Here is a 14,290-nt window from a genome sequence, read left to right on the forward strand (position 1 = left end):
AAAAAAGTCTTACAACAACTCGAATCGCGCGCTTTGCACCGACCGCGAGTCGAGCCCCAACTGGACCTCGAACTCGCCGGGCTCGGCCACGTAGTCGAGTCGCGCGTCAGGAAACTTCAGATCGCCCTCGCCCAGTTCAAAGCGCACTACCCGCGACTCACCTGGCTCTAACATGAGCTTTTCGAAGCGCTTGAGTTCCTTGACCGGGCGCACGCTGGAGCCGACCAGATCCTGCAGATACAGCTGCACTACCGTCGCGCCGGCGCGTGCTCCAGTGTTCTTTACCGTTACGCTGACCTCCAGAATCTGGCCGCGTTTCAGCTGATGTCGTGAAAGCTGCGGCTTCGCCAGCTCGAACTCGGTGTAGCTCAGGCCATAACCGAACGGGTACAGCGCACCGTTGGGTTCTTCGAAATACTGCGAGGTGTAGTTGCCGGGGCGACCCTCGACGTAGGGTCGGCCGAGTCGCGGGTGGTTGTAGTAGGTCGGAATCTGGCCAACCGAGCGCGGAAAGGAGATCGGCAGTTTGCCGGACGGGTTGTGCGCACCGAGCAGCACCTCGGCAATCGCGTGCCCGCCCTCGGTGCCGGCGAACCAGGTTTCCAGCACCGCGTCGGCGTGCTCCCTGACCCAGCCCAGCTGCAACGGCCGGCCGTTCATCAGCACCACCACCAGCGGTTTGCCGGTGGCAGCCAGCGCTTCGAGCAGCGCCTGCTGGCTGGCCGGCAGCGTAAGGCTGGTACGGCTGGAGGATTCGTGGGACATGCCGCGTGACTCGCCCACCGCAGCAACGATCACGTCAGCCTCGCGCGCGGCACGCACGGCCTCGTCGATCATCGCCTGCGGCGGGCGCGGGTCCTGCGTCACTTCCGGGCGATCCCAGTTGAGAAAGTTCAGGTACTCAATCAGTCGCGGATCGTCGGTGACGTTCGCGCCACGGGCATGAATGACCCGACCGGAATCGCCCACTGCTGCCTCGAGGCCCTGACGCAGCGTCACCGTCTGTGCCGCCACACCGGCCGCCGACCAGCTGCCGAGCATGTCAACGTGGGAATCGGCCAGCGGGCCGACCAGCGCTATGGTCGCGTCCTTGCGCAGTGGCAGCGTCTGTTGACGGTTCTCCAGCAGGACCAGCGAGTCGCGCGCCACTTGCCTTGCCGCCTGGCGATGCAGGCGGATTTCGGCATTGACCTCGACGGGATCGTCCGCCGCCTTGCCGATACGCCGATAAGGATCATGGAACAGGCCGAGGTCGTACTTGGCACCGAGCACACGCCCCACGGCCTGGTCGATCAGCTCGATCGGCACCTCACCGCGCTCGACCAGCCCCGGCAGTTCCTGCAGATAAAGCGAGTCATGCATGCTCAGATCGATACCCGCCTCGATCGCCAGGCGCGCAGCCTCGCGCCCGTCGCGGGCCACGCCGTGGCGCAGCAGTTCGTCGATGGCGCCGTGGTCGCTGATGTTCAGCCCACGGAAGCCCCAGTCGTCGCGCAGCAGGTCGCGCAACAGCCAGCGGTTGGCGCTGGCCGGCATGCCGTTGACGGTGTTCAGCGCGATCATCACGCCGCCTGCGCCGGCGTCCACCGCGGCACGGTATGGCGGCAGATAATCCTGATGCATACGCTGCGGACTCATGTCGACCACGTTGTAGTCGCGGCCCCCTTCCACCGCGCCATACAGGGCGAAGTGCTTGACGCTGGCCATCACGCTGTCCGCGGTGCTCAGGCGCTCACCCTGATAGGCGCGCACCAGCGTGCCGGCGATCTGCGAGACCAGGTAGGGATCTTCGCCGAAGCCTTCGGAGGTCCGGCCCCAGCGCGGATCACGGGTGATGTCGACCATCGGTGCAAATGTCAGGTCCAGGCCGTCGGCGCTGGCCTCGATGGCCGACACGCGACCGCTAACGGCGATGGCCTCGAGGTCCCAGCTCGAAGCCAGCGCCAGGCTGATCGGGAAGATGGTGCGGTGGCCGTGAATGACGTCGTAGGCGAAAAAGATAGGAACGCCCAGGCGGCTGCGCAGCGCCGCATCCTGCATGGGTCGGTTGTCGGCGCGGGTGACCGAATTGAAGGTGGCGCCAATGCGTCCAGCGGCGATTTCCTCGGCGATCCGCTCGCGGGGCATGTCGCCACCGATGCTGATCAGGCGCAACTGGCCGATCTTCTCCGCCAGGGTCATGCGCTCGAGCAGGGTTTCGATCAGCGCCTGCCGGTCATCCAGCGGCAACGCGGGCTGTGCCGCACAGGGGAACGAGCCCATCGCGCTGGCAAGCAGGACAAACGGCAACAGCCTTTTCATCATCACGTTCCGCAACCCCATTCGTTGAACCGATCAGCCACACACAGGCACACCCATCGCGCCGGCCATGAAGTCCGTTCGCAATGGGTTAAAAACTATTTTTAAAGTTCGATGGTGCCGTCGAGATAAAGCACGGCCTGCCCGGCCACCATCACACGATCCGCTTCGACCCGGCAGAGCAGGATGCCGCTACGTTTCGACGCCTGCAGCGCCACCAGCTCGTTACGCCCCAGCCGCTCGGCCCAGTAAGGCGCGAGCCCGGCATGGATGGAGCCGGTAACCGGGTCCTCGTCGCCGCCGTTGGCTGGCCAGAAGTAGCGCGAGACGAAATCCTGCTCGCTACCTGCGGCGGTCACTACCACGTCCAGTGGGGCCAGCGTACGCAGCGCCTGCAGATCGGGCGCCAGCGCCCTGACCTCGCGCTCGTCACGGTAGACGGCGAACCACGCCTGCGAGCTGCGCAGCACCGCTTCCGGCTCGCACCCAAGCCCCTGCAACAATGCCGCCGGCGGTTCGGCAACTGGTTCCGGTGCGCGGTTGGGGAAGCTCATTTCCAGCATGCCATCAGCCCGTCGCTGCACCGCCAGGTCACCCACGGCGGCAGCGCGGAAGGTCAGCGGCGCCCGAGCTAGGCCCGTTTCCAGCAGCACAAAGGCGCTGGCCAGCGTGGCATGGCCGCAGAAGTCGATTTCAGTCAGTGGCGAAAACCAGCGGATGTGAAACGCCCCGTCCGCTTCGCGTATGAAAAAGGCCGTTTCAGAAAGGTTGTTTTCGGCGGCGATGGCTTGCATCAGCTCGTCCGACAGCCAGGTTTGCAGGGGTATCACTGCCGCGGGATTGCCCCTGAAGCGCTCGGCAGTGAAGGCATCGACCTGGAACATCCGCAATTTCATGTTTGCACCCTGTGCACGGTCAAGCGACCGCCGCCTACTCTAACCGGGCTGACGGGGTGCTAGCCAGTGGTGCGTGAAGGCTGAAGGGCCCGGAATCCGTCCGGTTCACCTACTTTCGGCAGCGCCGCGCATCAGCCCAGGGCAAAGGGCAGCAGCAGCGCGATCAGGATGCCCAGCAGACTCATGCCCAGCGCGGCGAAAGCGCCGCATTCGTCACCCTCTTCCAACGCCCTCGCCGTACCGATGGCATGCGCGTTGATGCCATAGCTGAGGCCCCGCGCGGCGGGATGCTCGACACCGGCCCAGCGCAACAACAGCGGCCCCAACGCGGTGCCGATAACGCCGGTGAGCATGACGAACACCGCCGCCAGCGAGGCCAGCCCGCCGAGCTGCTCGGCCACCAGCATGGCGATCGGCATGGTCGCCGACTTCGGCGCCAGGCTCATCAGCACCGGCAGCTGCGCGCCCAGCGCCCAGGCGATCGCCAGCGTCAGCACCACGCTGAGCACGCCGCCCACAGCCAGGGTAATGACGATCGGCCAGAACAATTGCTGAATCCGCTTGAGGTGACGATGCAGCGGCACCGCCAGCGCCACGGTTGCAGGCCCCAGCAACATGGCGATCAACGAGGCACCCTCGCGGTAGCGCGCGTAGTCCAAATCCACCAGGGTGAGCGTGCCGACTACCAGCAGCATGCCGATCATCACCGGCTGCAGAACCAACCAGCCGCTACGCCGATAGAGCATCAGCGCGAGTTGGAAAGCGATCAGCGTCAGCGCCACGGCGAACAGCGGATGCACCACGACGGCCGCCCAGGCCGTGCGCCAGTCGAGAACCGTCATGCCTGATCCTCCCGCTTGAGGTCGAGCCGGCGAATCAGTCGCTGCATCAGCCAGCCGCAGAACGGCACGGTGATCAGCAACGACAGCACCAGCCCGGCGGCGATGGCAGGCAGGTCATCCAGCAGCGCGGCGCCGCTGGTCATGATTCCGGCGGCAGGCACGATGAGCAGCAGCGGCAGGTACTGCAGCAGCAGCGCCGCGGTCTTCTCCAGCGACTCGGGAATGCTGCGGCGCAGCAACAGGAGGACGAACAGCAACAGCATGCCGATGATCGGCCCAGGCAATGCCGGCAGCAGCACCAGATTGATCAGGTTGCCGAACAGTTGCAGCAGCACCAGCCAGGTCAGGCCCTTGAGAATCATCGGCGGTGCTCCATTGGCGGCAGGTCAGAAATCATGACGACAGCTCCTCAGTGCGTGGCAAAAGGTTTCGACTATGGCTGCGTTGGCAGCGGCGCAACAGATGCAGATTGGCACTAAAAAAGCAGATCAGCCGATCCCGAAACGTTCCACTGATACAGGTCAACCCATTGTCCGAAGCCGTTGCAGGGCAGGCAGCCGATGCTCATCTGATCTGTATTTTGGCTGTTCATCTGAGTCTGTTATGCAGCACCACCGGCAGGGATCATCCGCTTCGCCTGAAATGCCTATGGGGCGAAGCCTAATGACCGACCGCATACCCGCGCAGATCATCGAAACCGTTGATCCCAGCCAACCGATCCGCCTGACCCCCGCGCAGAGCGGCGGGCCCATTCATACGCGCAGTTTCAGCGGCCGGTTCCGCAACCTGCGCCTGTTGGGCGGCGCGCTGCTGATGCTGCTCTACTTCGGTACCGTCTGGCTGAACTGGAACGGGCGCCAGGCGGTGCTGTGGGATCTGGACCGGCAGCAGTTCCATATCTTCGGCGCCACCTTCTGGCCGCAGGATTTCATCCTGCTCTCGGCGATTCTGATCATCGCCGCGTTCGGCCTGTTCTTCATCACTGTGCTGGCCGGGCGCATCTGGTGCGGCTACGCCTGCCCGCAGAGCACCTGGACGTGGATGTTCATGTGGGTGGAAAAGATCACCGAGGGTGATCGCCTGCAGCGCATCAAGCTCGACGCCGCGCCCTGGTCGCCCGCCAAGCTGCTGCGCCGTGCCGCCAAGCACACGCTGTGGCTGGCCATCAGCCTGGCCACGGCGCTGGCCTTCGTCGGCTACTTCACGCCAGTACGCGAGCTGGTGGGCGACCTCGCTCGCTTCGAGCTCGGCGCGACCACCGGTTTCTGGCTGCTGTTCTTCACTGCTGCGACGTACATCAACGCCGGCTGGCTGCGCGAACAGGTGTGCCTGCACATGTGCCCCTACTCGCGCTTCCAGAGCGTAATGTTCGACGCCGATACCCTGCTCGTCTCCTACGACACAGCCCGTGGCGAGAACCGCGGCGCGCGACGCAAGGGCAGCGACCCGCGCGCGCAGGGCCTCGGTGACTGCGTCGACTGCACGCTGTGCGTGCAGGTCTGCCCCACCGGCATCGACATCCGCGACGGCCTGCAGCTGGACTGCATCAGCTGCGGCGCCTGCATCGACGTCTGCGACAGCGTCATGGACCGGATGGGTTACGCTCGCGGCCTGCTGCGCTACACCTCCGAACGCGCGCTCAAAGGCGGCGCCACCCGCCTCTTGCGGCCGCGCCTGATCGGATATGCCGTGGCGATGACGGCGATGATCGCCGCCTTCATCTGGGCACTGGACGCGCGGCCGCAGCTGCAGCTGGACGTCACCCGCGACCGCACCCTGTACCGCGAGAACATGCAGGGGCAGATCGAAAACATGTACCGCCTCAAGCTGATCAACAAGACCCAGCAACCGCGCCGCTACGCGCTCGGGCTGGAAGGCGGGCCGTTCGCACTGCAGGGACCGCGCGAGATCGCCCTGGCCCCGGGCGAGATCGCCGACCTGCCGGTCAGCGTTGCGCTGCTCGACAACGCCCGCGACTTCAGCCGCGAGCTGCGCTTCGAGGTCAGCGACCTGGCCGAGCCAAGCAGCCGGGTGAGTACGCCGAGTACCTTCGTCGCCCCCATCGCGGCGCTGCGCCAGTAGACTGGCCATGCCCAACCGCCACGGCCCGGACACGATGAAACGCTACGAGAAATTCGCCGACGAGATTGCCGAACTGATCCGCAGTGGCGTGCTCGCGCCGGGAGAAAAGGTGCCCTCGGTGCGCCACGCCAGCCGCACCTACGGCGTCAGCCCGTCCACCGTGTTCCAGGCCTACTACCTGCTGGAAGACCGAGGGCTGATCCAGGCGCGGGCGCGTTCGGGCTATTTCGTCCGCGAGCATGCCAAGCGCCCGTTGCACGAACCGGACATCAGCCTGCGTCCGGCGGAAACCACCGATGTCGGCGTCAGCGAGCTGGTGTTCTCGGTGCTCGCCTCGCTGCGCGACCCGGCCACGGTGCCCTTCGGTTCTGCCTTTCCCAGTCCCGAGCTGTTTCCCCTGCAGCGCCTGGCGCGCTCGATGGCACAGAGCGTGCGCGACATGCCGGCACGCGAGGTGATTGCCGAGATGACCGCCGGCAACCCGGACCTGCGCCGGCAGATCGCCCTGCGCTACATGGTCAGCGGTGTGATGCTGCCGATGGACGAACTGGTGATCACCACCGGTGCGATGGAGGCTCTGAACCTCTGCCTGCAGGTGGTGACCGAACCGGGCGACCTGGTGGCCATCGAGGCGCCAGCGTTTTACGCCACGCTGCAGGTACTGGAACGGCTCAAGCTCAAGGCGGTGGAGATTCCGGTGCACCCGCGCGAAGGCATCGACCTCGACATCCTCGCCGATCGCCTCGCGCACTTGCCGATCAAGGCCTGCTGGTTCATGAGCAGCCTGCAGAACCCGCTGGGCGCGAGCATGGGCGAGGCGAAGAAGCAGCAGCTCTATGAGCTGTTGCAGCGCCACCAGGTGCCGTTGATCGAGGACGACGTCTACGCCGAGCTGTACTTCACCCGCGAGCCGCCCAAACCGGTGAAAAGCCATGATCGCGAAGGTCTGGTGATGCACTGCGGTTCGTTCTCCAAGAGTCTCGCGCCCGGTTACCGGGTCGGCTGGGTTGCCGGCGGTCGCTATGCCGAGCAGATCGCCCGGCTCAAGCTGATGACCACCATTTCCCCTTCCGTGCCGGCGCAGGCCGCCATCGCCGATTACCTGCAGCATGGCGGCTACGACCGTCACCTGCGCAAGCTGCGTCACGCGCTGGAGATGCAGCAGGGTGCGATGCTCGCTTCCGCCGCCCGCCATTTCCCTGCGAGCACGCGAGTCACCCGGCCCAGCGGCGGCTACTTTCTGTGGTTCGAATTTCCCGAGCAGGTGGATTCGCTGCAGCTGCTGCAACTGGCGCTGGCCCAGGGCATCAGCCTGGCGCCAGGGCCGATCTTTTCGGCGACCCAGCGCTTTCGCAACTGCGCGCGGCTGAATCACGGCCATCCATGGGACGCCCGCAGCGAGCAGGCGATGGAGTTGCTGGGCAGGATGCTGAAGTCGTTCTGAGGCGCGGTGCCGATATGTCCGGGATCTTCAGTCGCAATCCTGCGGCTGGCCGCCACGGGCCTTCATCAGATACATGCGGTCGTCGGCCTGCTTGAGCAGCTGGGCCTCCGCATCACCGTCTTCGGGATAGAGCGCGGTGCCGATGCTCAAGCCGATATCGAGACTGTGCTCGGCAATCTGCATCGGCTCCTCGAAGGCCGCGCGGATCTTGTCGACGACGCCGCGGGCATCTTCTGCCTCGGCGATGCTTTCCAGCAGCACCACGAACTCATCGCCACCCAGCCGCGCCACGGTATCGGTGTCGCGCACGCAGTGCGTTAGGCGATCGGCCACTGCGCGCAGCAGCTGGTCGCCACCGCTGTGGCCGTAGGTATCGTTGACCTGCTTGAAGCGATCCAGATCCACGTAGAGCAAGGCGACGCGTCCGCCATTGCGCCGCACCCGCGCCAGGGCCGTGTCCAGGCGATCGCGAAAACAGGCGCTATTCGGCAGGCCGGTGAGTTCGTCGTACTGCGCCATCCGGTGCAGTCGCGCATACAGCTGCTTGCGCTCGATTGCCGTGACCACCTGCATCGAGACGAACTGCAGCAGCTCCTGATCCTTCTCGGTGTAGGGCGCCGCCGTGCTCTTGAGCAACAGCACGCCGATCACGCCCTCGCTCGAACTGAGCGGCACCCCCAGCCACCAGGCATGGGTATCCCCATCACCGAGCGGAAGCGCCAGCGCCAGCGCCGGCATCGTGTCCGCATTGAAGCGCAACGGCTGCGCGCCATGCAGAACGGAGAAACACAGGGACGCCGCGGGCTCCGCTGGCAGCCCGGCCGAATCGAGCGCCAGCGACTGGTAGGGATAACTCAGCTCGCCGCTGGCAGCATTGCGGATGGCCACGATGAAATCGTCCACCGGCAGCAGCTGGGCGATGGTCAGATGGATCTGCTGATACAGCGCCGCGAGGTCATTGGCCCCGTGCGCCGCCTCGGAGATCGAATAGAGAGCGGCCTGCATCGCTTCGGACTGCTTGCGCTGGGTGATATCGCGCGCTACGCCGATGCGCAGCTTGTTATCGGTCGACCAGCAGGCCGACCACATGATGTGCACCACACCGCCGTCCTTGCGCACGTAACGGTTCTCGAAGTGCAGCAGCGGCTGATCAGCCATTACTTCCTTGGCGGCGGCCAGGGTCCGGGCACGGTCTTCGGGATAGACCAACTCGATCATCCGCTTGCCGAGCATCTCCTGCGGGGTGTAGCCGAAGATGCGCTCGCAGGCGGCGCTGACGTAGACGAAGTTGCCCTGCGCATCGACCACGCAGATGGCATCCAGCAACAAATCGATGACACTCGCAAGAGGCGCGTAGCTATCCGTCTTCACAGCGGCAGACCTACTTCGGCCATTGGGCACGGGCCTGGCGATCGGGGCGGCGCCGTCGCGCGGCTGATCGCTCGTTCCCATGCCCTAAGCATCGCCCAAATCCGCAGCCGCTGCGCTGTTTTTTTATTGTCCGGCTCCCTCCACCCAGCGCGGATAGAAGCCGAGCGAAGCCTGGGTGTTGGCATCCTGCAGCGCGATAACGTCCTCTGGCGCATCGCCGGCGTCCCGTTCCAGTCGGTCGCCGCGAAAGAAGAAGCGGCGGCCATCGGCAAGCGTGAGGAACAGGCCGACCGCCCCATGGCCATCCAGCGGCACCAGCACGACCTGGCCGTCGCCGAACAGATCCAGGCTGCGACGGTGCTCCCGATAGGGGCTCGCCTGGAACTCCAGCGACTGCCAGCGGACCGGGTGGCGAAACTGGCTGGACAACACCGCTGGCGGCGTGGCAGCCTCCAGATAGCCTAGGCTGTCCGCGCTGGCCAATACCGGTACCTCGGGATAGTCGGCCAGCCCCGAAGCGTGCTCCCAGCGCACGCAGCCCAGCACTATACGGTCGATGTCCAGCCCGTCCCGCTCCAGCTGGTCGCGTGCCGGTTGCACCTCGCCGTAGCGCTTGATCCGCCACGGCAGCTCGGCGTCCAGCTGCGCGTCGATCTGCCTACCGAGCCCGGTTCCAAACAGCAAGCGGCTGCCGCGATGCTCGATCAGAATCGCGATGTGCTGCGTGGGCGGCGCCTCCTGCCAACCGTTCCGTCCCAGCAAGAAGTCGCCACTGTCGCTCTGCGCCGTCTTCACCAGGCTGAAGCGCAACCCTTGCACAGCCGAAGCATCCTCGACGAAGCCAAACAGGGACACTGCCAGCCCGATCACCACCAACAGCGATACTCCGATCCGGCGGCCCGAATGCCGGCCTTGCTCGCCTGGCATCCGACCATTCTGCACGTTCATGGCGTCACAACCCCAGCATGCCGAGATAACCCGGCAACGCTCGAACGCGGGCGAACCACGCCTGCAGCGCCGGATATGCCTGCAGATCGAGCCCGCCATCGCCTCCGAGCGCAACGTTCGGGTAGACGGCGATATCGGCGATGGTCGGTTCGCTGGTCTGCGCCAGCCAGGCGTGCTGTGCAAGGTGCCGCTCGAGCGTACGCAGGGTGCTGGCGGCACGTGCCTGCGCCAGCGGCTCGTCGATGGGCCGGCCGAAAAGCTTGCCCAGACGCAGCGTAGCCGGACCGTGCTGCACCTCGTTGGCAGCGAAGCTCAGCCAGCTGGCGATGCGGCCTTGGGCCTCGGCGTCCTGCGGGAACCACTCAGGGGCATAACGCTGGGCCAGATAAACCAGGATCGCCTGGGAATCGCCAAGTCGAAAGTCGCCGTCCTCGAGCACCGGAATCTGCCCCCGCGGGTTGATTTCCCGAAATGCAGGCTGCTTCTGCTCGCCCGCCAGTAGATTCACCGGCACCAGCTCGACTGGCTGGCCGATCAGGCTGAGAAACAGGCGAACCTTGTGGCAATTGCCGGATAGGGTCAGGTCGTAAAGCTTCATGGTGTTGCCCTCGTGATTGGCTGTGACTGGATAATAGACAGACCTGTCTGTACACTGCAAGCACCAGCGCAACTCCGCCCAACTGGAGCAAGCCGCGAGCGCTCCCGCATAATGTCGAACCACAGGAGGTATCCATGGCATCGAACAAGCGCGACCAGTTGCTCAACACCGCAGAGAATCTGTTCTATCGCGAGGGTTATCACGCCACCGGCATCGACCGCATTCTGGCCGAATCCGGTGTGGCCAAGATGACGCTGTACAAGCACTTCAAGTCCAAGGACGAGCTGATCCTCGCCGTACTGGAAGCGCGCCACGAACTGATGCTGACACGCCTGCGCGAACGCGCCACCAGGCTGCCGCCGCGCGAAGCGCTACTGGGAATTTTCGATGGATTGCACGGAATGATTCACGGCAACGACGCCTTCTGCGGCTGCCTGTTCATCAACGCAGCGGCCGAATATCACGACCGCGACCACCCGATTCACCGCCGCTCCTCCGCCTACAAGGCAGAACTGCTGGCCTACCTTCGCGAGCTGCTGGAACGCCTGGATGCGCCACAGCCGCTGCAGCTGGCGCGCCAGCTGCAGTACCTGCTCGAAGGGGCGTTGAGCATGGCGCACATCGAAGGCCCGGGCGAGCAGGCGCGGGATGCCAAAGTCGCCGCCGAACGACTGCTCGAAGCCGCCGGCATCTAGGCGCGCCGCAGCGGGCGCGCCTAGATGCCGTTCAGAGGGTGCCGGCTTCGTCTTCCCGGACCTTGAACCAGGCGGCATACAGGGCCGGCAGGAACAGCAGCGTCAGCGCCGTGGCGACGATCAGGCCACCCATGATCGCCACCGCCATTGGCCCGAAGAAGATACTGCGCGACAACGGAATCATCGCCAACACCGACGCCAGCGCGGTCAGCACGATGGGCCGGAAGCGGCGCACCGTGGCATCGACGATAGCGGTGAAGCGCGCCTGACCGGCACCGATGTCCTGCTCGATCTGATCCACCAGAATCACCGAGTTACGCATGATCATCCCCGACAGCGCGATGGTGCCGAGCATCGCCACAAAGCCGAACGGCTGCCCGAACAGCAGCAGGAACAGTGCAACACCGATGATGCCCAGCGGCGCGGTGAGGAACACCATGGCCGAGCGCGAGAAACTCTTGAGCTGCGCCATCAACAGGGTCAGCACGACGATGACGAACAGCGGCATGCCGGCATTCACCGAACGCTGGCCGCGCTCGGAGTCCTCCACCGTTCCGCCGACCTCGAGCAGATAGCCGCCGGGCAACTGATCCCGGATGTCGGCCAGGGTCGGCTCGATCTCACGCACCAGTGCCGCCGGCTGCTGCTCTCCGTACACATCGGCGCGCACGGTGACCGTCGGCAGGCGGTTGCGATGCCAGATCACGCCCTCCTCGAATCCGTACTCGAGCGTCGCCACCTGCGACAGCGGCACGCTGCGCCCGCTCTCGGTGGGAATCGCCAGGCTCGGCAGCATCGACAGCTCGAGCCGCTCGCGCTCGGTGCCGCGCAGGAGGATCTCGATCAGCTCATTGTCCTCGCGGAACTGGCTGACGCTGCTGCCGGTGAAGGTGCGCCGCAGGAAGCCGGACAGCTCGGCGGTGGTCACGCCCAACGCACGGGCACGATCCTGATCGACGTTGAGCCGGACCATCTTGCTCGGCTCCTGCCAGTCCAGATGGACGTTGGCCACGTGCGGGTTCTCATTGACCTTGGCAGCGACCTGGCGAGCCAGCCCACGCACCACGTCGATATGCTCGCCGGTGACACGGAACTGCACCGGATAGCCCACCGGCGGGCCATTCTCCAGCCGCGTCACGCGACCGCGCAGGCTCGGGAAATCTTCGCGCATGCGTTCGATCAGCCAGGCGCGCAGGGACTCGCGGGACTCGATGCTGTCGGCCAGCACGACGAACTGGGCGAAGCTGGTCGCCGGCAGCTGCTGGTCCAGCGGCAGGTAGAAACGCGGCGAGCCGGTGCCGACGTAGGCCACATAGTTGTCGATGCCGGCCCGTTCCTTGAGCAGCTGTTCCAGCCGCGCCACCTCTGCTTCGGTCGCCTTCAACGAGGCGCCTTCGGCCAGTTTGAGATCGACCATCAGCTCCAAACGGCCGGAAGCGGGGAAGAACTGTTGCGGCACCAGACGGAACAGCACCACCGCGGCGACGAAGATCGCCAGGGTGAGCAGGATAACGGTCTTGCGCCGGCGCACGCAGAAGGTCACCACGCGCCGTACGCGCTGGTAGAACGGCGTTGCGTAAGGATCGTGGCCTTCACTGCTTGCGCCGTGCTTGTGTGCCGATTTTTTGGCCAGGTCCGGCAGCAGCTTTTCGCCGATCAGCGGCACGAACATCACCGCGGCGATCCAGGACGCGATGAGCGAAATGGCGACCACCTGGAAGATCGAACGGGTGTATTCGCCGGTACTGGAATTGGCAGTGGCGATCGGCAGGAAACCCGCCGCGGTGATCAGCGTGCCGGTCAGCATCGGGAATGCCGTGCTGGTCCAGGCGAAGCTGGCGGCCTTGAGGCGGTCGTAGCCTTGCTCCATCTTGATCGCCATCATCTCCACCGCAATGATCGCGTCGTCCACCATCAGCCCGAGAGCCAGGACCAGGGCGCCAAGGGAGATCTTGTGCAGGCCGATGTCCAGATAGCTCATGGCGGCGAAAGTCATCGCCAGCACCAGCGGAATCGACAGCGCGACCACCAGCCCGGTACGCACGCCTAGCGAGAAGAAACTCACCAGCAATACGATCACCAGCGCTTCGATCAACACCTTGACGAACTCACCTACGCTGGTCTTCACCGCAGCGGGCTGATCCGAGACCTTGCGCAGCTGCATCCCCGCCGGCAGCTCCTGCTGCAGGCGGGCGAACTCCTGCTCCAGTGCCTCGCCCAGCACCAGGATGTCGCCACCGCTTTTCATCGAAACCGCCAGACCCAGGGCCGGCTCGCCCATGAAGCGCATGCGCGGCGCGGGCGGGTCGTTGAAGCCGCGATGCACCTCGGCAACATCGCCGATACGGAAGGTGCGGCCGGCAACGCGGATGGGGAAATCACGAATCTCCTTGACCGTCTCGAAGCTACCGGTGACGCGCAGCTGCACCCGATCGCTGATGGTCTCGACGAAACCGGCAGCTGTTACCGCGTTCTGCGCCTCCAGCGCCTGGCGCACGGCTTCCAGCGGGACGCCAAGCGTGGCCAGTTTGACGTTGGAGAGCTCGATCCAGATCTTCTCGTCCTGCAGGCCGATCAGCTCGACCTTACCGACGTTCTTCACCCGCTGCAGCTGGAGCTGGATGCGGTCGGCGTAGTCCTTGAGGATCGCGTAGTCGAAACCGTCGCCGGTCAGGGCGTAGATGTTGCCGAAGGTGGTGCCGAACTCGTCATTGAAGAAGGGCCCCTGTACACCCGGCGGAAAGGTGTGCTGGATGTCGCCGATCTTCTTGCGAATCTGGTACCAGAGGTCGGGTATGTCCTTCGAGCGCATCGAGTCGCGTGCCATGAAGGTGACATTGGATTCGCCCGGTCGGGAGAACGAGACGATGCGCTCGTACTCGCCGGTTTCCATCAGCTTCTTCTCGATGCGCTCGGTGACCTGGCGCGACATCTCTTCAGCGGTAGCGCCCGGCCACTGGGTCTGGATGACCATCGCCTTGAAGGTGAATGGCGGATCCTCGCTCTGGCCTAGCTTGCTGTAGGACAGCGCGCCGACGATCGCCAGCAGCAGCATCAGGTAGACGACGATCTGCCGGTTCTGCAGCGCCCAGGCGGAGAGATTGAAGCGCATCGCG

11 protein-coding genes are annotated in these 14,290 nt (G+C 65.1%); 3 read left to right on the plus strand and 8 right to left on the minus strand.

Annotated features, from left to right (window positions below):
- Window positions 1-9: 9 nt before the first annotated feature.
- The 4 genes from bglX to BM275_RS11895 all read right to left on the minus strand — a co-directional run bounded on the left by bglX (window position 10) and on the right by BM275_RS11895 (window position 4,398).
- Window positions 10-2,301 carry a beta-glucosidase BglX gene (gene bglX, locus BM275_RS11880; protein ID WP_090521289.1) on the minus strand — a complete coding sequence of 764 codons (2,292 nt, stop codon included), beginning with the start codon at window positions 2,299-2,301 and terminating at the stop codon, window positions 10-12.
- Between the two features lie 101 nt (window positions 2,302-2,402).
- Entirely contained in the window at window positions 2,403-3,182 is a 780-nt protein-coding gene (locus tag BM275_RS11885; RefSeq protein ID WP_090521291.1) for a PhzF family phenazine biosynthesis protein, read from the minus strand.
- Between the two features lie 143 nt (window positions 3,183-3,325).
- Window positions 3,326-4,036, minus strand: a complete 711-nt coding sequence (locus tag BM275_RS11890) for an LrgB family protein (RefSeq protein ID WP_014820967.1) — start codon at window positions 4,034-4,036, stop codon at window positions 3,326-3,328.
- Complete coding sequence (locus tag BM275_RS11895) at window positions 4,033-4,398, minus strand: CidA/LrgA family protein (protein WP_090521293.1); 366 nt, start codon at window positions 4,396-4,398, stop codon at window positions 4,033-4,035. Before BM275_RS11895 ends, BM275_RS11890 begins: the two co-directional genes overlap by 4 nt.
- Window positions 4,399-4,699: 301 nt before the next feature.
- Here BM275_RS11895 and ccoG point away from each other — a divergent pair, with 301 nt between their 5' ends.
- Both ccoG and mapR read left to right on the plus strand, forming a co-directional pair.
- A complete protein-coding gene (gene ccoG / locus BM275_RS11900; RefSeq protein WP_090521295.1) occupies window positions 4,700-6,118 on the plus strand; it encodes a cytochrome c oxidase accessory protein CcoG in 1,419 nt (472 codons plus the stop codon).
- Between the two features lie 34 nt (window positions 6,119-6,152).
- Complete coding sequence (gene mapR / locus BM275_RS11905; RefSeq protein ID WP_003300787.1) at window positions 6,153-7,562, plus strand: GntR family transcriptional regulator MpaR; 1,410 nt, start codon at window positions 6,153-6,155, stop codon at window positions 7,560-7,562.
- 27 nt (window positions 7,563-7,589) lie between these two features.
- Here mapR and BM275_RS11910 read toward each other — a convergent pair whose 3' ends face one another.
- From BM275_RS11910 to BM275_RS11920, 3 genes are all read right to left on the minus strand, one after another.
- On the minus strand, window positions 7,590-8,933 hold the full coding sequence (locus BM275_RS11910) for a sensor domain-containing protein (protein WP_090521297.1): 1,344 nt from the start codon (window positions 8,931-8,933) through the stop codon (window positions 7,590-7,592).
- Window positions 8,934-9,056: 123 nt separating this feature from the next.
- Window positions 9,057-9,860, minus strand: a complete 804-nt coding sequence (locus BM275_RS11915; RefSeq protein ID WP_090521299.1) for an MBL fold metallo-hydrolase — start codon at window positions 9,858-9,860, stop codon at window positions 9,057-9,059.
- Window positions 9,861-9,885: 25 nt separating this feature from the next.
- Window positions 9,886-10,479 carry a glutathione S-transferase family protein gene (locus BM275_RS11920; RefSeq protein ID WP_090521301.1) on the minus strand — a complete coding sequence of 198 codons (594 nt, stop codon included), beginning with the start codon at window positions 10,477-10,479 and terminating at the stop codon, window positions 9,886-9,888.
- Window positions 10,480-10,613: 134 nt separating this feature from the next.
- On the opposite strand from BM275_RS11920, the gene BM275_RS11925 reads away from it, so the two are divergent.
- On the plus strand, window positions 10,614-11,174 hold the full coding sequence (locus BM275_RS11925; protein ID WP_014820974.1) for a TetR/AcrR family transcriptional regulator: 561 nt from the start codon (window positions 10,614-10,616) through the stop codon (window positions 11,172-11,174).
- 31 nt (window positions 11,175-11,205) lie between these two features.
- On the opposite strand, the gene BM275_RS11930 is transcribed toward BM275_RS11925, so the two are convergent.
- A complete protein-coding gene (locus BM275_RS11930) occupies window positions 11,206-14,286 on the minus strand; it encodes an efflux RND transporter permease subunit (protein WP_090521303.1) in 3,081 nt (1,026 codons plus the stop codon).
- Between the last annotated feature and the right edge of the window lie 4 nt (window positions 14,287-14,290).

This window comes from Stutzerimonas kunmingensis (assembly GCF_900114065.1).
GTDB lineage: Bacteria > Pseudomonadota > Gammaproteobacteria > Pseudomonadales > Pseudomonadaceae > Stutzerimonas > Stutzerimonas kunmingensis.